21 protein-coding genes are annotated in these 21,140 nt (G+C 70.7%); 12 read left to right on the forward strand and 9 right to left on the reverse strand.

Features of this window, described 5'->3' with window-relative positions:
• Window positions 1–143 precede the first annotated feature (143 nt).
• Together ACFYP5_RS11800 and ACFYP5_RS11805 are read left to right on the forward strand one after the other, a co-directional pair.
• A complete protein-coding gene (locus tag ACFYP5_RS11800) occupies window positions 144–458 on the forward strand; it encodes a hypothetical protein (RefSeq protein WP_389033816.1) in 315 nt (104 codons plus the stop codon).
• Window positions 459–611: 153 nt separating this feature from the next.
• A complete protein-coding gene (locus tag ACFYP5_RS11805; RefSeq protein ID WP_389033817.1) occupies window positions 612–767 on the forward strand; it encodes a DUF6131 family protein in 156 nt (51 codons plus the stop codon).
• A gap of 152 nt (window positions 768–919) precedes the next feature.
• Here the strand turns inward: ACFYP5_RS11805 and ACFYP5_RS11810 are convergent, their stop codons facing one another.
• Window positions 920–2,362 carry a dihydrolipoyl dehydrogenase family protein gene (locus tag ACFYP5_RS11810; protein WP_389033820.1) on the reverse strand — a complete coding sequence of 481 codons (1,443 nt, stop codon included), beginning with the start codon at window positions 2,360–2,362 and terminating at the stop codon, window positions 920–922.
• Window positions 2,363–2,477: 115 nt separating this feature from the next.
• Here ACFYP5_RS11810 and trxA point away from each other — a divergent pair, with 115 nt between their 5' ends.
• Window positions 2,478–2,852 (forward strand): thioredoxin, encoded by a 375-nt coding sequence (gene trxA, locus ACFYP5_RS11815; protein ID WP_030933996.1) that lies wholly within the window; start codon window positions 2,478–2,480, stop codon window positions 2,850–2,852.
• Between the two features lie 78 nt (window positions 2,853–2,930).
• Here trxA and ACFYP5_RS11820 read toward each other — a convergent pair whose 3' ends face one another.
• The 3 genes from ACFYP5_RS11820 to ACFYP5_RS11830 form a co-directional block, all read right to left on the reverse strand.
• Complete coding sequence (locus ACFYP5_RS11820) at window positions 2,931–4,367, reverse strand: aldehyde dehydrogenase family protein (protein WP_389033823.1); 1,437 nt, start codon at window positions 4,365–4,367, stop codon at window positions 2,931–2,933.
• Window positions 4,368–4,659: 292 nt separating this feature from the next.
• Window positions 4,660–4,986 carry a hypothetical protein gene (locus ACFYP5_RS11825; RefSeq protein ID WP_389033826.1) on the reverse strand — a complete coding sequence of 109 codons (327 nt, stop codon included), beginning with the start codon at window positions 4,984–4,986 and terminating at the stop codon, window positions 4,660–4,662.
• 120 nt (window positions 4,987–5,106) lie between these two features.
• Window positions 5,107–6,129: a LacI family DNA-binding transcriptional regulator gene (locus ACFYP5_RS11830; protein ID WP_389033829.1), complete on the reverse strand. Its 1,023-nt coding sequence runs from the start codon at window positions 6,127–6,129 to the stop codon at window positions 5,107–5,109.
• Window positions 6,130–6,178: 49 nt separating this feature from the next.
• On the opposite strand from ACFYP5_RS11830, the gene ACFYP5_RS11835 reads away from it, so the two are divergent.
• The 3 genes from ACFYP5_RS11835 to ACFYP5_RS11845 all read left to right on the forward strand — a co-directional run bounded on the left by ACFYP5_RS11835 (window position 6,179) and on the right by ACFYP5_RS11845 (window position 8,712).
• Window positions 6,179–6,397 (forward strand): hypothetical protein, encoded by a 219-nt coding sequence (locus ACFYP5_RS11835; RefSeq protein ID WP_389033831.1) that lies wholly within the window; start codon window positions 6,179–6,181, stop codon window positions 6,395–6,397.
• A 160-nt stretch (window positions 6,398–6,557) separates the two neighbouring features.
• Window positions 6,558–8,087, forward strand: coding sequence for a flotillin family protein (locus ACFYP5_RS11840; protein WP_389033834.1), 1,530 nt, complete (start codon window positions 6,558–6,560; stop codon window positions 8,085–8,087).
• A gap of 139 nt (window positions 8,088–8,226) precedes the next feature.
• Window positions 8,227–8,712 (forward strand): type II toxin-antitoxin system PemK/MazF family toxin, encoded by a 486-nt coding sequence (locus ACFYP5_RS11845; RefSeq protein WP_389033836.1) that lies wholly within the window; start codon window positions 8,227–8,229, stop codon window positions 8,710–8,712.
• Window positions 8,713–8,962: 250 nt separating this feature from the next.
• On the opposite strand, the gene ACFYP5_RS11850 is transcribed toward ACFYP5_RS11845, so the two are convergent.
• Window positions 8,963–9,799: a TIGR02452 family protein gene (locus ACFYP5_RS11850; protein ID WP_389033838.1), complete on the reverse strand. Its 837-nt coding sequence runs from the start codon at window positions 9,797–9,799 to the stop codon at window positions 8,963–8,965.
• Window positions 9,800–9,948: 149 nt separating this feature from the next.
• Between ACFYP5_RS11850 and egtA the strand changes: the two genes are divergently transcribed.
• The 4 genes from egtA to egtD are packed head-to-tail and all read left to right on the forward strand — an operon-like array spanning window position 9,949 to window position 14,328.
• Window positions 9,949–11,283, forward strand: coding sequence for an ergothioneine biosynthesis glutamate--cysteine ligase EgtA (gene egtA, locus ACFYP5_RS11855; protein ID WP_389033840.1), 1,335 nt, complete (start codon window positions 9,949–9,951; stop codon window positions 11,281–11,283).
• On the forward strand, window positions 11,280–12,614 hold the full coding sequence (gene egtB, locus ACFYP5_RS11860) for an ergothioneine biosynthesis protein EgtB (protein ID WP_389033843.1): 1,335 nt from the start codon (window positions 11,280–11,282) through the stop codon (window positions 12,612–12,614). Before egtA ends, egtB begins: the two co-directional genes overlap by 4 nt.
• Window positions 12,614–13,369, forward strand: coding sequence for an ergothioneine biosynthesis protein EgtC (gene egtC, locus ACFYP5_RS11865; protein ID WP_389033846.1), 756 nt, complete (start codon window positions 12,614–12,616; stop codon window positions 13,367–13,369). Before egtB ends, egtC begins: the two co-directional genes overlap by 1 nt.
• Window positions 13,366–14,328: an L-histidine N(alpha)-methyltransferase gene (gene egtD / locus ACFYP5_RS11870; protein ID WP_389033849.1), complete on the forward strand. Its 963-nt coding sequence runs from the start codon at window positions 13,366–13,368 to the stop codon at window positions 14,326–14,328. Before egtC ends, egtD begins: the two co-directional genes overlap by 4 nt.
• Here the strand turns inward: egtD and ACFYP5_RS11875 are convergent.
• From ACFYP5_RS11875 to ACFYP5_RS11885, 3 genes are all read right to left on the reverse strand, one after another.
• A complete protein-coding gene (locus ACFYP5_RS11875; protein WP_389033852.1) occupies window positions 14,271–15,122 on the reverse strand; it encodes a lysophospholipid acyltransferase family protein in 852 nt (283 codons plus the stop codon). The genes egtD and ACFYP5_RS11875 overlap by 58 nt on opposite strands.
• Entirely contained in the window at window positions 15,119–16,000 is an 882-nt protein-coding gene (locus ACFYP5_RS11880; protein WP_389033854.1) for a GNAT family N-acetyltransferase, read from the reverse strand. Before ACFYP5_RS11880 ends, ACFYP5_RS11875 begins: the two co-directional genes overlap by 4 nt.
• Window positions 16,001–16,194: 194 nt before the next feature.
• On the reverse strand, window positions 16,195–17,451 hold the full coding sequence (locus ACFYP5_RS11885; RefSeq protein ID WP_389033856.1) for an extracellular solute-binding protein: 1,257 nt from the start codon (window positions 17,449–17,451) through the stop codon (window positions 16,195–16,197).
• A 202-nt stretch (window positions 17,452–17,653) separates the two neighbouring features.
• Between ACFYP5_RS11885 and ACFYP5_RS11890 the strand changes: the two genes are divergently transcribed.
• Window positions 17,654–17,869: a dodecin gene (locus ACFYP5_RS11890; RefSeq protein WP_388738581.1), complete on the forward strand. Its 216-nt coding sequence runs from the start codon at window positions 17,654–17,656 to the stop codon at window positions 17,867–17,869.
• An 83-nt stretch (window positions 17,870–17,952) separates the two neighbouring features.
• Here ACFYP5_RS11890 and ACFYP5_RS11895 read toward each other — a convergent pair whose 3' ends face one another.
• Window positions 17,953–18,441, reverse strand: coding sequence for a hypothetical protein (locus ACFYP5_RS11895; RefSeq protein WP_389034465.1), 489 nt, complete (start codon window positions 18,439–18,441; stop codon window positions 17,953–17,955).
• A 172-nt stretch (window positions 18,442–18,613) separates the two neighbouring features.
• Between ACFYP5_RS11895 and uvrA the strand changes: the two genes are divergently transcribed.
• Window positions 18,614–21,037, forward strand: a complete 2,424-nt coding sequence (uvrA, locus tag ACFYP5_RS11900) for an excinuclease ABC subunit UvrA (RefSeq protein ID WP_389033859.1) — start codon at window positions 18,614–18,616, stop codon at window positions 21,035–21,037.
• Window positions 21,038–21,140: the final 103 nt, after the last annotated feature.

Here is a 21,140-nt window from a genome sequence, read left to right on the forward strand (position 1 = left end):
CGACCGACGCGGGACTCAGCACCGAGGATCTCGCCCGGCCTCGGGACGACCGAGACGCAGAACGTGGAACACCGCCGGCAGCGGCGGACGCTCCCTCGCCCACTGTGGACGCCGCTGAGGGCTCCCCGTCCCCGGAGCAGCCCGTGGCCGGTACACCGCACGCTTCGGCGCCGGAGCAGGACCAGGAGAACGAGCCGCTTCTCGGTCCCGAGGAAGCCGAGGTCTTCAAGTCCAAATGGCAGGCCGTCCAGACGGCCTTCGTAGACGATCCGCAGGATGCCGTCCGTACGGCCGACGCCTTGGTCGCCGAGGTCATGCAGACGCTGGCCCGGTCGTTCGCATCCCGCAAGGAAGGGCTCGAGAGCCAGTGGGGCCGGGGGGAGGAGGTCCTCACCGAGGATCTGCGCATAGCGCTTCAGCGCTACCGCTCGTTCTTCAACCGTCTGCTCAGCGCCTGATCGCGAAGAAGGTATCGGCAGGCGTGATCGGTTGCGGTCCGGGCCACGGTCTCCTGACCCTGGACGGCCGTGTGAGCGATGCAGTCGTCGGCCACGTGGAGAAGCACGCTCGCGCGCGTACTCGAAGGTGGCCCTGAAAGGTTGGGGGACGCAATGATCGTCCTCGGAGTCATTCTTCTCGTGATCGGGCTGGTGGCCGGCATTTCCATCTTGTGGACCATCGGCGTCGTCCTCGTGGTGATCGGCGCGATCCTGTGGATTCTCGGTGCTGTCGGCCACGGGATGGGCGGGCGGCGCCACTACTGGTGAGAACCGGGAGATGCTTCGCCCGACGAGCTCGCCGCCGCCCGTCCGCACCTCGGGACGCAGGTGCAACCTGCGGATACACGGGGGCGACGGATCCCGGGGGCGCTCGGTCACGTCGGGATCCGTTCCGCCGCCCGTCGGCTCACCGTCCCTGCTCAGCCGCGGTACGTCTCCAGCAGGCGCAGCCAGACCTCGCTGATCGTGGGGAAGGAAGGGACCGCGTGCCAAAGCCGGTCGATGGGGACCTCGCCCGCGACCGCGACGGTCGCCGAATGCAACAGCTCGCCGATGCCGGGCCCGACGAAGGTGACGCCGAGCAGGATCTCCCGGTCGAGGTCGACGACCATGCGGGCACGGCCCCGGTAACCGCTCGCGTAGAGGCCGGAGCCCGAGACCGCGGCAAGGTCGTAGTCCACGGCGCGTACACGATGGCCGGCCCGCTCCGCCCCGGCGAGGGTGAGACCGACGGACGCGGCTTCCGGGTCGGTGAAGACCACCTGGGGGACCGCCGCATGGTCGGCGGTCGCGGTGTGGGCGCCCCAACGCCCGGTCGCCGGCGGGGCGCCCTGGGCGCGGGCGGCGATCGCGGCACCCGCGATACGGGCCTGGTACTTGCCCTGATGGGTGAGGAGCGCCCGGTGATTGACGTCGCCTACGGCGTAGAGCCAGTTGCTGCCCTCCACACGGCAGCTGTCGTCGACCGGAAGCCAGGATCCGGGCTTCAGGGCCACCGTCTCCAGCCCGAGGTCGTCGGTGCGCGGGGCACGGCCGGTGGCGAAGAGGATCTCGTCGGCCTCGATGCGCTCGCCGTCGTCCAGTTCGACGGTGACGGGGCCATCCGGCGCTGTGCGGTCGACGGAGGTGGCCGAGACGCCAGTACGGATGTCGGCTCCGGCCTCGGTCAGCGACTCGGCGACCAGCTCACCGGCGAACGGCTCCATCTTCGGCAGCAGGCCCTTGCCACGGATCAGCATCGTGACCTGGGCCCCGAGCGCCTGATAGACGGTGGCCATCTCCACGCCGACGACCCCACCGCCGACGATCACCAGGCGGCCCGGAACCTCCTTCGCGGCGGTGGCCTCCCGGCTGGTCCAGGGGCGGGCATCGGCGACTCCGGGCAGGTCGGGAATCACCGCGCTGCTGCCGGTGCAGACGGCGACGGCGTGCCGCGCGGTCAGCCGGTGTTCGGTGCCGTCGGGAGCGGTGACGGAGACCTGCTTCGTACCGGCCAGACGGCCCTGGCCCCGGTAGAGATCCGCACCGACGCCCTCCAGCCAGGCGACCTGCCCGTCGTCGTGCCAGTCCGAGACGTACCAGTCACGGTGGGCGAGGATCGCGGCAGTGTCCAGCGGGCCTTGTACGGCGTCGCTGAGGCCGGGGACCCTGCGCGCGTCGGCACGGGCGACGACCGGGCGCAGCAGGGCCTTGCTGGGAATACAGGCCCAGTAGGAGCATTCGCCGCCGACCAGCTCCACCTCGACGACCGCCGTACTCAGCCCGGCCGCGCGGGTGCGGTCCGCCACGTTCTCCCCCACCGGCCCCGCACCGATCACCACGACGTCGTATTCGGCGTTCTTCACCGCATCAGCATCTGTCATGGGGACAGTCTGGTGGGGGGTGTGGGCTGCGGCCACATGGGCAGGCGGAATAGCGCAAAGGAAGTCACCGTTGTCCCGTAGAGGTCCGAACGGGCACAGGAAGAGGTACAGAAGCATGAGCACCGTTGAGCTCACCAAAGAAAACTTCGATCAGGTCGTCAGCGAGAACGAGTTCATCCTGATCGACTTCTGGGCTTCCTGGTGCGGCCCGTGCCGGCAGTTCGCGCCGGTCTACGACGCGGCGTCCGAGCGCCACGACGACCTGGTCTTCGCCAAGGTCGATACGGAGGCGCAGCAGGAGCTGGCGGCGGCCTTCGAGATCCAGTCCATTCCGACGCTGATGATCGTCCGGGACAATGTGGCGGTGTTCGCCCAGCCCGGGGCGCTGCCGGAGGCTGCGCTGGAGGACGTCATCGGACAGGCCCGGAAGCTGGACATGGACGAGGTGCGCAAGTCCATCGAGAACCAGCAGAAGGAGCAGCAGCAGTAGTCTGCGCGCCCGAACTGCGGGTGGAGGAGGGCCCGGCCGATGGCCGGGCCCTCCTGGCGTTGCGGAGGCGGACAGGACCTAGAAGGGGTGGCCGGCCGGTTCGTGGCGCACGGTCGTCCAGCGCAGCTCGGTGAAGGCCTCCAGGTTGGCCCCGCCGCCGAACCGTGCGCCGGTGCCGGACGCGGCGATGCCGCCGAAGGGCGCGACCGCCTCGTCGTTCACCGTCTGGTCGTTGATGTGGACGATGCCGGTCGGGATCCGGTCCGCGAGTTCCAGGCCGAGCGTGGTGTCACGGGTGACGATGCCGAGGGAGAGTCCGTACGGGCTGTCGGCGGCCAGCGCCGCGGCCTCGTCCAGGGTCTCGAAGGACCGCACGGGGGCCACCGGGCCGAAGACCTCCTCCGCGTAGGCGGGCGTACGGTCGTCGACGTCGGTGAGGACGGTGGGGCGGTAGAACAGGTCGCGGTGGGTACCACCGGCCGCGAGCCTCGCGCCACCTGCGGTGCTCGACTCGACCAGTCGGTGGATCTTGCCGAGCTGGCCGCGGTCGATGATCGGGCCCAGGTGGACCTGCTCACGGTGCGGGTCGCCGACCGCCAGCGCGTCCGCCTTGGCGACGAGCCGTTCGACGTACTCGTCGAGCAGCGAAGCGTGTACGAGGTGCCGGCCGGTGGTCATGCAGATCTGGCCCTGATGGAAGAACGAGCCCCAACTGGCCTGGGCCACCGCGCCCTCCAGGTCGGCGTCCTCCAGGACGACGAGGGCAGAGTTGCCACCGAGCTCCAGGTGGGCTCGCTTGAGGAGCCGTCCGGCAGCTTCGCCGACGGCGCGGCCCGCCGCGGTGGAGCCGGTGAAGGAGATGACCGGCACGCGGGGGTCGGCGACCAGTGCCTGTCCGGCTTCCGCGCCGCCGGGCAGGACGTGCAGCAGGCGTTCGTCGAGTCCGGCCTCGGCGAACACCGCCGCCAGCGCGAGTCCGCCGCAGACGGCGGTGCGCGGGTCGGGCTTGAGGAGGACCGCGTTGCCCAGGGCGAGTGCGGGGGCGACGGACCGGATGGAGAGGATCAGCGGCGCGTTGAACGGGGCGATCACGCCGACGACGCCGACCGGGACGCGCCGGGTGTAGGAGAGACGCTCGTCCTCGCTGGGCAGTACCTCACCGGTCGGCCGGGATGCGAGCGCGGCGGCCTCGTAGCACTCCTGGGCGGCGACGTGGAGCTCGAAGTCGGCCTTGCCGGGGATCGAGCCCGACTCCCGCACGATCCATTCGCGCAGTTCGTCGGCGTGCGCGGTGAACAGGTCGCCGGCCCGGCGCAGGACCGCGGCACGGACGAAGTGCGGGGTGCGGGACCATGCGGCCTGGGCGGCGGCCGCGGACCGGGCGGCCACGGCGATGTCCTCGGGCGCGGCGAGGGTGACTCGTCCGAGCACCTCGCCGGTGGCCGGCTCGACGACGTCCGACTCACCTCCCGCGAGCGTGCGGGACTGCCAGGCCTTGGGGTCGAGCAGGGACATGAAGACTCTCCAGTCGATCGGTTCGAGGGGTGGTCCCATGCGGTGGGGCGCCGGGGTACGGCCGCGGCTTCGCGGGACGACGCGATCCGGCGCAACCGTGCGAGCCGCGTCCGGCGATCGAACGTGACCTCGCTCGGTTGAACGTGCAACATCGTAGCCACGCGGCACCCACCGACAAGGGAATTGATCGAACTGCTGCTCCCTTTTGCACCCGACGTTCCGTGCTGCTGTCACGCAGCGAGGGAACCCTCCCAACTCTCCATCGGCAGAAGAAAGTTTCCTGCGTCCCGGCTCAGCCCCCTCGGGTCTGCCGCTCCGAGACCCTGACCGAGAGGCCGTAGTCCAGTTCGGCACCGTCGATCAGTAGGGCCTCCACGGTCCGGGTCACCGGATCGATGTCCGCCACCATGCCCTCCCCGGCGTACCGGGGGTAGCCCGAGGCCCCCGTCTCGCCCGTGGCCTCCACGACGGCCGAGCGGATGGCGGCGACGGACTCGGGAGCCTCGGTGTGCTCGGTCTCGGCAGTGGCTTCCGGGCGCTCGGTGGCTTCGGCCGGTCCGGTCGTGGTGCCGGCGAACCCGGGGACGAGCAAGATCTCGTAACTCTGTGGATAGCTCATGGTCATGACGCTAAGCAAGCGACGCGCGGCGCGCACGTTGCCGCGCTGCCGTGTTGCAGCGCCGGGCCAGGCCACCCCGTGCGCTGTCGCCGATGAGCCCGGCGACCTAACCCCGCCGCCTCAGCTCGACTCGCGGTGGATCGCCCGCGCACTCAGCAGGTCGTGACGCTCGGGCTCGCTCCCCGGGTTCCGTACCAGTCGGTCGACGAGATCGGCCAGCGGCTGCGCCGTCGCCAGTTCCATCCGCACACTGCTCAGCCGGGGCCTCAGCAGCCTGCCCAGCATCAGATCCTCGGCTCCGATCACCGCGGTCTCGCCGGGCACGTCGATGCCCGCGTCCTGGAGCGCCCGCATCAGAAGCATCGCGTAGTCGTCGTTGTACGCGAACACGGCGTCGAGTCCGAGCGTCCGCCACCGCGCGGCGAGGACGGCGGCCGACTCCTCCTCGTACCGCAGGGGCAGCGGTTCGATACGGGCTCCGCCATCGGCCGCGGCCCGCCGGGCTCCGGCCAGCCGGGGTTCGGCGAACACGCCGACACCCCGTTCCTCGGGCATGACCACTCCGATCCGGCGGCGGCCGCGCTCCAGAAGATGCGTGGTTGCACAACTGCCCACCTCCCGCTCGTCCATGACCAGGGCGTGGGCACCGTCGACCGGCTGCGGGCCGAGGGTGATCACCGCCCTGGCCCCGGAACGCCGGAGCACGGCGATGCCCTGCGGGGTGAGGGCGATCCCGCCGGGTGCGACGACGGCGACGGGGCGCAGCTCGGCCCAGGCACGGACGGCCTCATGGGCGTCCAGACCGAGGCTGCCGTGCTGGACCACGGTGTAGTCGAGGCGGCGCAGGCCGGACTCGAGCTCATGGAAGAAGTGGTGGTGGAGCGGTCCGGCCGGATGGCCACCGGTGGGCAGCAGCACCATCCGGGTGTGTCCGGCGCGCAGACTTCGGGCCGCCGCGTGCGGCACGTAGCCGAGTTCGCCGGCTGCTTCCCTGACCCGACGACGGGTCGGATCACTGATCCGCACGCTCGAGTTGTTGTTGAGTACGTACGACACGGTGGCCCGGGAGACTCCTGCGAGTCGCGCCACGTCGGCGCTCGTCGGGACCGGACCTTCGGAGGGCTGCTCGGGTAACTGGCTCATGGCGTCGGGCAGTCTTCCAGACCGGTCCTGCGTGGGTACGCTCCGGGGCATGGATGACTCGTCGATGGTGGGACTGCTCGGCCGGGTGACCGGGACGGTGGGGCCGGGGCTGGTCGGCGAGGTGATCGTACGGATTCGCGGGGGCGCCGAGCACTTCCTCGCGTACCCGTCCTCACCGCAGGACCGCATGGAGCCGGGCACGGTGGTGACGGTGATCGAGTATCTTCCGCCGCGCACGGTGTATGTGGCGCGCGCGTACGACAGCTGACGTGCACGCGCAGGACACGTGAGGTGTGTGACGCACAGGCGTCGGGTCCGCGCCAGTCAAGAATGCGGCAAGGTTTTGCACACCTCTTCTCCGCCGTCGCCCGCAGGAGAAGACTCCCCCTGTTCAGCAGTGCCGACGGGGCACTGCGATAAGGGGGCGCATGCCGATGGTCATCGGCGTCACGGCGGGGCTGGTTCTCGCCGCCATCATTGTGTTGATCGGCCTGTTCAAGCTGATGTGGCGAGTGGCCGAGCCGAACGAAGCACTGGTCATATCGGGCTCGAAGCACAAGACCGAAGGTCTTGGCCAGGGCATGGGGTTCCGTATCGTCACCGGGCACGGCACGCTCGTCCTGCCCGGTGTGCAAGCGGTGCGGAAGATGTCTCTCGATCTCAACGAGACGGAACTGTCAGTCGATTGCGTCACGCATCAGGGGATTCCTCTGCGGGTGCGCGGTGTTGTCATCTTCAAGGTGGGCGACGACTTCGTGTCGATCGCCAATGCGGCCCGCCGCTTCCTCGACCAGCAGAAGATGATGTCGGAGCGGGTGCACAACGTGTTCGCCGGTCATCTCCGTTCCATCGTCGGCGGGTTGACGGTCGAGGACATGATCCGGGACCGGGAGAAGCTCACCGGTCAGACCCGGGCGGCGTGCGGCAGCGAGATGGAGAAGCTCGGGCTGATCGTCGATTCGCTGCAGATCCATGAGATCGAGGACCCGACCGGGTACATCAAGAATCTCGCCATGCCGCATGCCGCCGCCGTACAGCGGGATGCCCGGATCGCGCAGGCCGAGGCCAACCGGCGGGCGACCGAAGCCGAGCAGCAGGCCGCCGCCCGGATGTCGGAGGCGACCCGCGACAGCGAGATCCTGCAGGCCGGCTACCAGGCCGAGCGGGACAAGGCCGCGGCCAAGTCCCGGCAGGCAGGTCCGCTCGCCGACGCGGCGGCCCGACAGGAGGTCGTGGTCCAGGAGACCCGGGTCGCCGAGCTGGAGGCCCAGCGGCGCGAGCAACAGCTGCAGGCCGACGTACGGAAGCCCGCCGACGCCCAGGCGTACGAGAAGCGCACGCTGGCGGAGGGCGAGCGCGACGCCCGGATCTCGGCCGCCGAGGCGCATGCGAAGGAGACGGAGCTCGCCGCCGTCGCCGAGGCCAACCGGGTGAAGACGGCGGCGATCGCCGAGGCCGAGGCGACCAAGGCGCGTGGCACCGCCGCCGCTTCGGCGACCCGGGCGACCGGTGAGGCGGAGGCTGCGGCGGCGCAGGCCAAGGGGCTCGCGCTGGCCGAATCGACCCGGGCGAAGGGTCTGGCCGAGGCGGAGGCGATCAAGGCACGGGCCGCGGCCCTGGCCGAGAATCAGGAGGCTGTGGTCGCACAGCAGTTGGCGGAGAGGTGGCCGGAGATCGTCGAGGCCGGCGCAGGCGCCTTCAGCAGCGTCGATCACATGGTGTTGCTGAACGGGGCCGACGGCATGTCGGAGATGTTCGCGAAGGCCCTGACGATGGGTGGTACGGGGCTGGGCCTGGCCCGCCAGCTGTTGTCCACGATGAGCCAGGGCGACGGCCGCAGCGACGGCGGGACGGAGGCTGCGCCCCCGGTCAACGGTGTCGCGCCCACCGTCCCGCCCGCGCCGCGCAAGGAGCACATTCCGGTGACGGGTGGCCAGCAGGGCGGCGCACCCTCCTGACCGGCCATGTGCTGCCCCGTCGAGCCGCACGGCGCGCCCGGTGCCCTCCGCAGCGCATCGGCGTCGTCCTTCCCGGTCCGCTGCGTGTCCGGCGGACCCGGCTCCATGGAATGCGTCGTACACGTTCTACGGTGTCCGGATGACGATCCCTCACCGTTCAGTCGGCACATTCAGCATGACCAGCACCGACGGCTCGGCCGACTTCCCCGGCCGTTCCGGTCCGACCGCCACCGCCGAGGCCGACCCGCACGATGTGGGCCAGGTCCGTACCTCGTACGCCCCCGACCGTGACGGCGATCCCGACCCCGGCGAGATCGTCTGGACCTGGGTGCCGTTCGAGGAGAACGACGGCCGGGGCAAGGACCGCCCGGTGCTCGTGGTGGCACGCGAGGCGGCGGGCACACTGCTCGCCGTGCAGCTCTCCAGCAAGCAGCACGACAGGGAGCGCGAGTGGGTGGCCCTCGGCGCCGGGCCGTGGGACAGCTCGGGCCGGCCGTCCTGGGTCGATCTGGACCGAGTGCTGCGGGTGCATGAGGACGGGATGCGCCGCGAGGCGTGCGCGCTGGACCGGGACCGGTTCGATCTGGTCGTCGGGCGGCTGCGGGAGCGCTACGGCTGGAGCTGACCGACGAGGCCCGGCCCACCGGTCGTGGCGGCTGACGTCGGCTCTCCGGCTCGACACCGTCACGGCCGGCGCCCATCCCTCCAGCTCGACCTGACGGTTACGGTCGGCGCCCGCCCCTACTGCTCGACGTCACCCTCACGGCCGGTATCCACCGCCCCGGTCCGACGTGAGCCGTCACGGTAGGTGCTCACTCCTCCGGCTCAACGTGACCGTTGTGGTCGGCCGCCACTCCCCCGGCCGAACGTCACGGTCACGTCTGCGGCTCGCGGCCGAACGTCCGGGCGAACGCGTCACGCGTGTCCGCCGTGCGGCTGCGGTCGAGGATGCCGAAGACGATCTGCTCGAAGTGGCCGGCGAACCGGCCCCCGTCGGCGAGCAGCGCCCGGAACGTGCCGGCCACCTGCGCCGGATCGTTCATGAACACGCCGCAGCCCCAGGCCCCGAGCACGAGCCTGCGGTACCCGCGCACGGCGGCGACCTCCAGCACCCGCTCGGCGCGGGACGCGAGCACCGCGGGGATCCGGTGGGCGTCCTCGGGCGTCCGGCTGCGGATCACTCCGGCGTTGGGCGCCGGCGAGGTGAGGAAGCCGACGGTGTACGGGGTGTCCAGCAGTCGTCCCCGGTCGTCACGGAACACCGGAACGCCGGGCGAGTGGATCACCCGATCGGTGTAGAAGGCGCTGCGTTCAGCGCGGTGGTGGGCGTAGTAGTCGGGGGCCCGCAGCAGGGTGGCGTACAGCGCGGAGCAGCGGCACAGGGCCTCTTCCTGGGCCTGCGCGCCGTTGAGGTAGCCGCCCCCCGGGTTACGGGCGGAGGCGTAGTTCAGGACGGCGATCCTGCCGGGGCCTTCGCCGGTCATCCGGTGCGCCGCCTGCAGGCTGCTCTCGCCGGTCACCTCGATGACCGCGGTGCGGTCGGTGTCGAGTGCGGCGACGGGCACCGGGTCGGGCCCGTACAGCCGGGTCCCGGAGAGCGCGGCGGCCAGACTGCGCTCAATACTGATCTCACGCCCCTCGGGCGTGCGGTAGAGCCCGGCTTCGACGATGGACTCGGTCTCTGTCGCGATGGCGCGCAGCCGTGCGCTCATCGGCACTCCCCCGTGTGATGCATACGGGGCATGATCGACGCTTCTGCGCTCCCTGCGCAACGGGATTATGTGCCGCGCAAAGGCACCCTTGTGCGATCTCCCTGCAAGGGTTTGGGTGGTACGGACGTACCGAAAAAGGAGGCCCCGGCATGTCACCGGACGCACCCGTCGGCCACGGTCCGACCGATTACGACCGCCCTCTCGGTGAGGGCGAGGCGGAGGATTTACTGCGATGCATCTGCTTCAAGACCGGTCCGCCCAGGACGGTCGGTGTCGAGCTCGAATGGCTCATTCACGACCGTGACCGGCCCCGTACCCCGGTCGCCCGCGACCGCATCGACGCGGCCGTCGCCGCCGTGGGCGCGCTGCCGCTGAGTGCGGCGCTCACGTTCGAACCCGGCGGACAGCTGGAGCTCAGCTCGCAGCCGGCGGACTCCCTGATGGCCTGTATCGATGCCATGGCCTCCGACCTGGCCGCCGTACGTGCCGCGCTCGGCCGGCTGGACCTCGTACCGGTCGGTCTCGGCGTCGATCCCTGGCATCCCCCACGTCGTCTGCTGCACGAGCCCCGCTACGACGCCTTGGAGGCCTCGCTCGACCGGTCGGGACCGGCGGGTCGCGCCATGATGTGCTCCACCGCGTCGGTCCAGGTCTGTCTGGACGCCGGCGAGGAGGAGCCGGGGCCGCTCGGCTACGGGCGGCGCTGGCAGCTGGTCCATCTGTTGGGTGCGGTGCTGGTGGCGGCGTTCGCCAACTCGCCGTACCGGGAGGGCCGGCCGACGGGTTGGCGGTCCACCCGTCAGTCGCTGTGGGCCGACCTGGATCCGGTGAGGAGCCTGGCACCGCCGGGCCGTTCCGCCCCGCGCGACGACTGGACCACGCATGTGCTCGACGCCCCGGTGATGTGCATCCGGAGCGACGAGGTGCCGTGGGCCGTGCCGGTCGGTCTCACCTTCCGGGACTGGATCCGTACAGGTACGCCGCGGCCGCCGACGCGCGCCGATCTCGAGTACCACATGACCACTCTGTTTCCGCCGGCTCGCCCGCGCGGACATCTCGAACTGCGCATGATCGACGCACAGTTCGGTGACGACGGATGGCTTGTGCCGCTCGCCGTCACCACCGCCCTGTTCGACGACCCGGAGGCTGCCGAGACCGTGTACCGCACTGTCAAACCTCTGGCTGAGACAGCAGGCGCGCGGTCCGCTCCGCGCAATCCGCTCTGGGTCGGCGCCGCCCGTGACGGCCTGGCCGACCCGGAACTGCGGGTGACGGCAGCGACCTGCTTCGAAGTGGCACTGGAGGCTCTGCCCCGGCTGGGTGCGTCCGATGCCGTTCAGCAGGCGGTGGCGGTCTTCCACGACCGTTTCGTCGCCCGGGGCCGATGTCCGGCCGACGATCTGCCCGAACTACTCACGATGCCCTCGGTGCATGCGGCGCCCACGGCGCTCCGTCCGGATGAGGGAAGGAAAGCCCGCTCATGACTGAATCCCCCGCAACCCCGACGCCCGACCTCGATGCGGAGGTGCTGCGGCAGCGCGCTCTCGCCGCGCTCCTGACCGCCCGGGAACGCACCACGCTCCTCACCGACAGCGTCGACGACCGTGAACTGACGGCCCAGCACTCGCCGTTGATGTCGCCCCTGGTCTGGGACCTCGCGCACATCGGCAATCAGGAAGAGTTGTGGCTGCTGCGCGGCGTCGCCGGGCGGGAGGCGATGCGCCCCGAGATCGACGGTCTTTACGACGCCTTCGAGCATCCGCGGGCCAGCCGCCCCTCTCTTCCGCTGCTCCCGCCCGCCGAGGCACGCTCGTATGCCGCGGAGGTGCGCGGCAGGGCCCTGGACGTCCTGGAGAGCACCGCACTGGTCGGTGACCGCCCACTCGTGGAGGCCGGCTTCGCCTTCGGGATGATCGCCCAGCACGAGCAGCAGCACGACGAGACGATGCTCATCACCCATCAGCTGCGATCCGGTCCGGCCGTACTCACCGCACCGGAGCCGCCGCGGCCCACCGACGCGGCCTCACTGCCCGCCGAAGTCATGGTTCCCGGCGGCCCGTTCACCATGGGTACGTCGACCGAGCCGTGGGCACTCGACAACGAGCGCCCCGCCCATGTGCGTGAGGTGCCGGGGTTCTTCATCGACACGGCGCCGGTCACCTGCGGCGCGTACGAGCGCTTCATCGAGGACGGCGGCTACACCGATCAGCGGTGGTGGGCCCCTGAGGGCTGGGCGATGATCCATGAGCACCGGCTGACCGCCCCGCAGTTCTGGCACCGGGACGGAGGCCAGTGGCTGCACCGCCGTTTCGGGGTGACCGAGCCGGTGCCCGCCGACGAGCCGGTGCTCCATGTCAGCTGGTACGAGGCGGACGCGTACGCCCGCTGGTCGGGCCGCAGGCTGCCCACCGAGGCCGAGTGGGAGAAGGCGGCGCGCCACGACCCGGCTTCGGAGCGTTCACGGCGCTATCCGTGGGGCGACGAGGACCCGTCCCCCGAGCGGGCCAACCTGGGCCAGCGCCATCTGCGGCCCGCACCTGCCGGGGCGTACGCGGCAGGTCGGTCACCTTTCGGAGCAGGGCAGTTGATCGGCGATGTCTGGGAGTGGACGTCGAGCGACTTCCTCCCCTATCCGGGCTTCTCGGCATTCCCCTACCGCGAGTACTCGGAGGTCTTCTTCGGGCCCGCCCACAAGGTGCTGCGCGGCGGCTCGTTCGCCGTGGACACCGTGGTCTGCCGGGGCACGTTCCGGAACTGGGACCTTCCGGTGCGGCGCCAGATCTTCTCCGGATTCCGTACCGCGAGGGATATCTGATGTGCCGCCATATTGCTTATCTGGGGCCACCCGTGGCGCTCGGTGAGCTGCTGACCCGGCCGCCCCACGCGTTGGTCCGCCAGTCCTGGGAGCCACGCCGGCAGAAGTACGGCACGGTCAACGCGGACGGCTTCGGTGTGGGCTGGTATGCGGACGGCGACCCGGTCCCGGGACGCTACCGGCGTCAGGGACCCATCTGGGCCGACCAGTCGTTCGACGATCTGGCGAGAGTCGTACGCAGCACGGCGCTGCTCGCCGCCGTCCGGGACGCCACCGAGAGGGACGCGGACGGTGAGGCTGCGGCTGCGCCGTTCGCCGCGGGGCGGCTGCTGTTCAGCCACAACGGCGCGGTGAAGGGATGGCCCGGATCGCTGGCGCAGCTCGCAGCCACGCTGCCTCCGGCCGAACTCCTCGCTCTTGCAGCCCGCTGCGACTCGGCTCTGATCTGGGCGCTGGTACGACACCGGGTCGCGGATGGCGACGACGTGCCCCAGGCGGTCGCCGACACGGTGCGCGAGGTCGCGGAGGCGGCGCCCGGCTCGCGGCTGAACCTGCTGCTCACCGACGGTACGACGATCGTGGCGACGGCCTGGGGCGACACCCTGTGGTACCTGACCGAACCGGGCCACCGCACGGTCGTGGCCTCGGAACCCTACGACGACGATCCGCACTGGCGAGAGGTCCCGGACCGCACTCTGCTGGTCGCGACCCGCGCCGACGTTCTGCTCACCCCGCTCAAGGAGCCCACCGAGTGAGTCCCTTTCTGCTGACCCGCACCCTGCCGGTGGACGCGACGGACGCGGCGCTGCGCGCCGATGTACTGCACGGTCTGACCCGGCACCCGAAGACGCTGCCGCCCAAGTGGTTCTACGACGCGCACGGCAGCGAGCTGTTCGAGGAGATCACCCGGCTCCCCGAGTACTACCCGACCCGCGCCGAGCGGGAGATCCTGGTCGCCCGCGCGCCGGAGATCGCCGCGGCGTCCGGCGCGAAGACCCTGATCGAGCTGGGATCCGGCTCGTCGGAGAAGACCCGGCACCTGCTCGACGCCCTGCCCGGACTGCACAGTTACGTACCGGTGGATGTCAGCGAGAGTGCGCTGCGAGGCGCGGCCGAGGCGCTGCTCGCCGAACGGCCGGACCTCTCGATCCACGCCCTGATCGCCGACTTCACGGGCGAGCTCGTGCTGCCCGACACGCCGGGACCGCGACTTGTCGTGTTCCTGGGCGGCACGATCGGCAACCTGCTGCCGGACGAGCGGGCCGTGTTCCTGAAGTCCGTGCGGTCGCTGCTCTCGCCGGGCGACGCGCTGCTGCTCGGCACGGATCTGGTGAAGGACGAGGAGGTGCTGGTCGCGGCGTACGACGATGCGGCCGGAGTGACGGCGGCGTTCAACAAGAACGTACTGACCGTCGTCGACCGGGAGCTGGGCGCGGACTTCGACCCGGCCGACTTCGACCATGTGGCGCTGTGGGACCGGCGGCAGGAGTGGATCGAGATGCGTCTGCGGGCCCGCAGAGCGCTGACGGTGAAGATCCCCGGGCTGGATCTGGTGGTCCCGTTCGAGGCCGGCGAGGGCCTGCGCACGGAGGTGTCGGCGAAGTTCCGCAAGGAGGGGATCCGGGGCGAGCTCGCCACGGCGGGGCTGACGCTGAGTCAGTGGTGGACGGATTCCGCGGGCCGCTTCGCACTGTCGCTGGCCACGGCGGTCTGAGCGGCACGGGCGAGCGCACGGCGGCCGGGCAGCGTGCCCGCGGGGATCGGCGGCAGGACGCGGATCTCTGCGGTCAGTCCGGCCGCCGTGACCACGCGCCACAGTGAGGTGGTGAGCGGATCGTCCCCGACGAAGGCGGCGGCGCCGGCTGCCGGCCCGTCCGGCCGCGCGGTGCGGTAGGTGATGCGTACCGGGCGGACGTCGACGTGTGCGTCGAGCGCGGCCTGGAACGCGGCGGGCCGGAACCTGCCGCCGGTTCCGCGCCCGCACCAGGTGCTGCCTTCGGGGAAGACCACCACCCGTGACCCGCCGCGCAGCGCCCCCGCGATGTCGCGCACGGTCGTGGGCAGCGCCCGCAACCGGTCGCGATCGACGAACAGCGTGCCGCCGATGGCGGCGAGCGCGCCGAGCACCGGCCAGCGCCGGATCTCGCTCTTGGCGAGCATCCGGCCGGGGAGCACGGCGGCGACGAGCGGTATGTCCAGCCACGAGATGTGGTTCGCGACGACGAGTGCGCCGGCGCGCGCCTCCCCGGCCGGCGGCGGCTGGGGCCCGCCGGTCACCCGGACCCGTACGCCGAACGCACGGACCACCCCGTACGCCCACCACCGGATCAACCGGTCCCGCGGTACCTGGCCAAGCAGCAGCACGGCCGGGAAGCACACCACGCCGACGAGGACGAAGGTGCATCCCGCGACCAGCAGGGCCGAGGCCAGGAGCCGGCCGCGCACGGGGCCGGTGTGACCGGCGCAGGTGTGCGGGGTGCAGGGTGCCGTGGGCAGCCAGACGCTCATGTCAGCGGAGCGAGTGACAGGAAGTGGCGCAGATAGCGCGGGTCGGTGCGGCGCAGCGACAGCAGTACGTAGAGGTCGGCGACGTTGAAGTCCGGGTCGTGCGCGGGCGCACCGCAGACCCAGGCGCCGAGCCGCAGGTAGCCGCGGAGCAGCGGCGGGAGGGCGGCGAGCCCCGGGCGCGCAGCGGTCCCACCGGCGGCACCCACTCCGGTGGGGCGGGTGGCGGCAGTGGGCTGCCAGAGGCGGTGCGGGGTGACCCAGTACTCCTCGGGTGCCAGGTACTTCGTCCTCACGGTGTCCCATGAGTCTGCGGCCAGCACGCCGCCGTCGGCCAGGGAGATCGAGCAGCAGCCGGCCAGCCAGTTGTGCCCGCTGCGCTCCATGTAGCGGGCGAGGCCCGCCCAGATGAGGGCGATGACGGCGCCGTCCCGGTGGGCCGGGTGGACGCAGGAGCGGCCGACCTCGATCAGGTCGTCGCGGATCGGGCCGAGCCGGCCGAGATCGAATTCGCTCTCCGCGTAGAGACGGCCGGCGATCCGGGCCCGCTCGGGCGGCAGGAGCCGGTACGTGGCGATGACGTCTCCGCTCGCCACCTCCCGTACCAGCAGGTGGTCGCAGTACGCGTCGAAGGCGTCGCTGTCCAGGCCGGGTTCGGGGCCGTCGAGCCGGGCGCCGAGTTCACCGGCGAAGACCTGGTGACGCAGCCGTTGTGCGGCGCGCACGTCTTCCTGGCTGACGGCGAGGGAGACCCGGTAGAGCGGCGGGGCCGGGGCCTCGGACGGCGCCGGTGTGGACTGCACCGGAGTGGGCTGCTGCGGTACGGGAGGGGTGGCAGTGAGCGGTCCGGCGACGAGTGGTGGGGTGGGCAGCGCGTTCATGACGGTCTCCGGGGACGGATCGGCAAGGGCGGCTGCCGGGCTGCCGCACTGCTGCGACGGCCCGGCCCCTTACTTCTTCCGTGACCGGCTGGATTCGACATGACCACTGCGGAGAGCCTGGATGTGCGACGGCTGAATCCCGAGGTGTCGGACGGCTGACCGGGCCCCTGCCGTTCACCGATCGAAGGTGCCCCTCAGCTGCCCGCGAGCTCGGCGGTGATCCGTTCCGAAGCGGATCTGGCCTCTTCCAGCGGGTCGCGGCCCTGCAGGACAGCTGTCATGTACGGCTTGATCGGGTTTTCGGCCTCGACCGCCGCCCACTGGGGCGAGCTGGGAGTGGCACGCCCACGCCTGGCGCCCGCGGCCATGGCGGCGGTGCCCTCCTCGCCCTCGATGACACGGGCGAGGGTCGGCTTGTTCGGTACGTAACTCATCGTCCTGGCGAGGTCCTCCTGCCACTTCTCGCCCGCGAGCGCCTTGACCACGTCTATACCGGCGCTGCGCTCGGACGCCTTCTCCGGAACGATGAGATCGGAACCGCCGGTGAATACGGAGCCGGGGTTCATCGCGGTCTTGCCGGGTATCGGGAAGTATCCGAGTTTCCCCTTGAGTTCGGGGTTCTTCTGCTCGATGAGCTTTGCGCTGCCCGGCACGGAGATGATCTGCGCGACATCGCCCTTGGCGAACACGTCGGTCTGCGGGGGCTTTTCCTCGTCGGCGTCCTTGGGGCCGTTGCCGTACGACTGGAGTTCCTTGTAGAAGGCCATGCCCTTGAGTGCGGCGGGAGTGTCCAGAGCGCCTTCCCATTCGCCGCCGTTGTCGTTGGCCAGGTCACCCCCCTCGTCCCAGATGAACCCGGCGAGTACATACCAGTTCTGGCCCGCGAGATACATGCCCTGGTTGCCCTCCCGATTGAGCATCCGGCTGTTCTCGACCCACTCCTGCCGGGTCTTCGGCGGGTTCTTGATGCCTGCCTGCTCGAAGAGGTCCTTGTTGTAGATCACCACGCGGTTGGCCGCGTACCAGGGGATGCCGTACTGAATGCCCTCGATGCTGCCCGGCTCGGCGAGGCCGGGCAGCCAGTCGTCGCTGCCGAGGTCACGCATCGATTCGAGAGTGAGGTCGCGCAGACCGCCGCTCTCCGCGTACTGGGCGATCTGGGTGTTTCCGACTTCGATGACGTCCGGGGTGTCCTCGCCCTTGAGGGCCTCGGTGACCTTGGGGCCGATTCCACTCCAGCTCTGAATCTTGAACTCCAGTTCGATGGAGGGGTTTTCGTCCTCGTACGACTTCGTGAAGCGGTCCAGGAAATCGGCGGAAACACTGTCCTTCATCAGCCAGATCGTGACCTTCTTGTCGCCGGACCCACCCGAGCCGGGGAGATAGCCGCAGCCACCCAGTACAACGGTGGACACGAGCGCGACGGCGCCGATGAGTACACGGTTCTTCACAGGGGTCACCTTCTGCGAAACAGCACGACTGGTACAGGACCCGATGTGGGGGGACTGCGGGCGGTGCTCGCACGGGTGTGGCTGGATTTTGGTATGGACCATTCAATTTGGTCAAGGCCAGTTCACGACACGTTCTCCACCCCGACCCCTCGCGCACCAGGGCCGGATGGGGCACCGTGGTAAGGACGAAAGGAGACACACGATGTCAAGCCACACCTATCGGGTCACCGAAATCGTAGGAACCTCCCACGAAGGCGTCGATGACGCCATCCGCAGGGGCGTCGCAAGGGCTTCGGAGACGTTGCACAATCTCGACTGGTTCGAGATCACCCAGGTGCGCGGGCAGATCGTGGACGGCCGGATCGAGCACTACCAGGTAGGCCTGAAGGTGGGCTTCCGGCTCGACGAGCCCAGCTGAGCCGGCGCGACGCGCACAGCCCAGCCGACGCGACGCGCACAGCCGAGCCGGCGCGACGTGACCGCCGAGTCGGCTCGACGGCGTCAGGTACGCCCTTCGCGCTCCTGCGCGTCCCGCATCGAAGGCGAGGTCACCGCCCAGCGGGCCCGCACCACGGCGAACCCGGCCTGCTCGGCCGCGTCACAGACCAGCTCGTCGTCATCGACCAGCATCCGCACGTCACGTTCCCGGCCCAGCCGCTTCAGGATCTCCAGCTTGGTGTGGCGGGCCGGCCGGCGGTCGTCGTTGCGGCGCATGTACACCCGCCCCTCGGGCAGGCCCTGTTCCTCCAGCCAGGCCACGGTGTCGCGGCGGCAGCGCTCGGGCCGTCCGGTGAGATATCTGATCTCGCACTCCTCGGCGCTGCTCAGCACCAGCCGCACGCCCTCGTCGAGCGGCGGATCGTCGACGGCTGCGGCGAAGAAGCCACCCCAGTCACGCCGGGCTCCCTCCAGGAAGTGCTGCCGGTGGCCGCTGTCCGCGAGCGTGCCGTCCAGGTCGAATACGGCCAGCGGCCGGGCGTCGTCCATCACGCCTCCAGTGTCCTGGGCGGCGATCAACGCGTCCACACCTCCGGGCTCCCTGGCCGCTCGGCACGGCTTGCGGCAGGCCTCCTCTCGGGCCCGGCCACCATCGACGCCTAGGATCGTGCTGTTTGCCCTCAGGTGCCAGCCCTGTCCCGATCCGTACGGAGTCCCGCCGCGCATGCCCACCCCCCACGATCGGTACGTTCGGGTGCGCGGCGCCCGCGAGAACAATCTGCGGGACGTCCAGGTCGACATCCCGCGCGACACCCTCACCGTCTTCACGGGCGTCTCCGGCTCGGGGAAGTCCTCGCTCGCCTTCGGGACGATCTATGCCGAGGCTCAGCGCCGCTACTTCGAGTCCGTCGCCCCGTACGCCCGCCGGCTGATCCACCAGGTCGGCGCGCCCGAGGTCGGCGAGATCACCGGGCTGCCGCCCGCGGTCTCCCTGGAGCAGCGCCGGTCCGCGCCAGGCGCCCGGTCCTCCGTGGGCACGGTCACCACGCTGTCCAACTCGCTGCGGATGCTGTTCTCACGTGCCGGGGAGTATCCTGCCGGCGCCGAGCGGCTGGACTCCGACGCCTTCTCGCCGAACACCGCCGCCGGGGCCTGCCCCGCGTGCCACGGGCTGGGCCTGATCCACCGCACCACGGAGGAGCTGCTCGTCCCCGACCCGTCGCTGTCGATCCGCGACGGTGCGATCGCGGCCTGGCCGGGCGCCTGGCAGGGCAAGAACCTGCGCGATGTGCTGGACACCCTGGGGTACGACATCGGCCGGCCGTGGCGCGAGCTGGACGCGAACGACCGGGAATGGATCCTCTTCACCGACGAGCAACCGGTGGTGACGGTCCATCCGGTGCGTGACGCGGGCCGGATCCAGCGCCCCTACCAGGGCAGGTACATGAGTGCGCGGCGCTATGTGATGCACACCTTCGCCGACTCCAAGAGCCGCACGTTGCGGGCCAAGGCCGAGCGCTTCCTGACCAGCGCCCCCTGCCCGGTCTGCGGCGGCAGCCGGCTGCGCCCGGAGGCGATGGCCGTCACCTTCGCGGGCCGTACGATCGCCGAGCTGGCCGCACTTCCCCTCGCGGATCTCGCCGAAGTGCTGTCGGCCGCGGGCGGCGACGACACCGCGCGGGTGCTGACGGCGGATCTGCTGGCGCGGATCGAGACGGTGACCGAACTCGGTCTCGGCTATCTCGGCCTCGACCGTACGGCTCCGACGCTGTCCTCCGGCGAGCTGCAGCGGCTGCGGCTCGCCACCCAGCTGCGGTCGGGACTGTTCGGGGTCGTCTATGTGCTGGACGAGCCGTCGGCCGGCCTGCACCCGGCGGACACCGAGTCACTGCTCGCGGTTCTCGGACGGCTGAAGGAGGCCGGGAACTCGGTCTTCGTCGTGGAGCACCAGATGGATGTGGTGCGGCAGGCGGACTGGCTGGTCGATGTGGGGCCACTGGCCGGCGAACACGGGGGCAGGGTGCTGCACAGCGGGCCCCCGGCCGGGCTCGCGGACGTGCTGGAGTCGGCGACGCGACGGTTCCTCTTCGACCGGGGTCCGGTGCCGGTGCGGGAGCCGCGTAAGCCCTCCGGGTGGGTGAGACTGATCGGTGTCGACCGGCACAATGTGCGCGGAGTCGACGCCGAGTTCCCACTCGGGGTGTTCACGGCGGTCACCGGTGTCTCCGGCTCGGGCAAATCGACCCTGGTCGGCCAGGTGCTCGCGGGGGCCCTCGCCGACCGGCAGGCGTCGATCGCCGCCGATCTCCCCGCCGAGCGGCCCCTGCCTGGATGCGCATCGGCGCTCGGGCTGGAGGCGGTGGACCGTCTCGTCCAGGTCGACCAGCGGCCGATCGGCCGTACGCCGCGCTCCAACCTGGCCACGTACACCGGGCTCTTCGATGTCGTACGGAAGCTGTTCACGGCGACCGACATGGCGCGCGAGCGCGGCTACCGGGCGGGGCGGTTCTCGTTCAATGTGGCGGGCGGGCGGTGCGAGACCTGCCAGGGCGAGGGATTCGTCTCCGTCGAGCTGCTCTTCCTGCCGAGTACGTATGCGCCTTGTCCGGACTGTCACGGTGCGCGGTACAACCAGCAGACGCTGGAGGTGACTCTGCGCGGGCTGAACATCGCGCAGGTGCTGGACCTGACGGTGGAGTCGGCGGCCGACTTCTTCGCGGGGACGCCCGCCGCGGAGCGCAGTCTGCGGACGCTGCTCGATGTCGGGCTCGGCTATCTGCGGCTGGGGCAGCCGGCGACGGAGCTGTCCGGTGGTGAGGCGCAGCGGATCAAGCTGGCCACCGAGCTGCAGCGCACCCGCCGCGGTCACACCCTGTATGTGCTGGACGAGCCGACCACGGGTCTGCATCCGGCCGATGTCGAGGTGCTGATGCGGCAGTTGCACGGGCTGGTCGACGGGGGCAGCACGGTGGTGGTCGTGGAGCACGACATGGCGGTCGTCGCGGGCGCCGACTGGGTGATCGACCTCGGTCCCGGCGGCGGGGACCGGGGCGGCCGGATCGTCGCAGTGGGGACGCCCACGGAGGTGGCCGGGGCGACGGACAGTCGGACCGCGCCGTACCTGGCGACCGCCCTCAGGTCGGCCTGACGAATCATCAGGTAATTCCCCTGGTTCCACGCCTACGGTCCGGCCGAGACTTCACCGCCGCCGACGCGCGCTCCGTCAACAACCGGGCCACGTCCGAAAGCAT

The sequence above is a fragment of the Streptomyces sp. NPDC005262 genome (assembly GCF_042872425.1).
Taxonomy (GTDB): Bacteria; Actinomycetota; Actinomycetes; order Streptomycetales; family Streptomycetaceae; genus Streptomyces.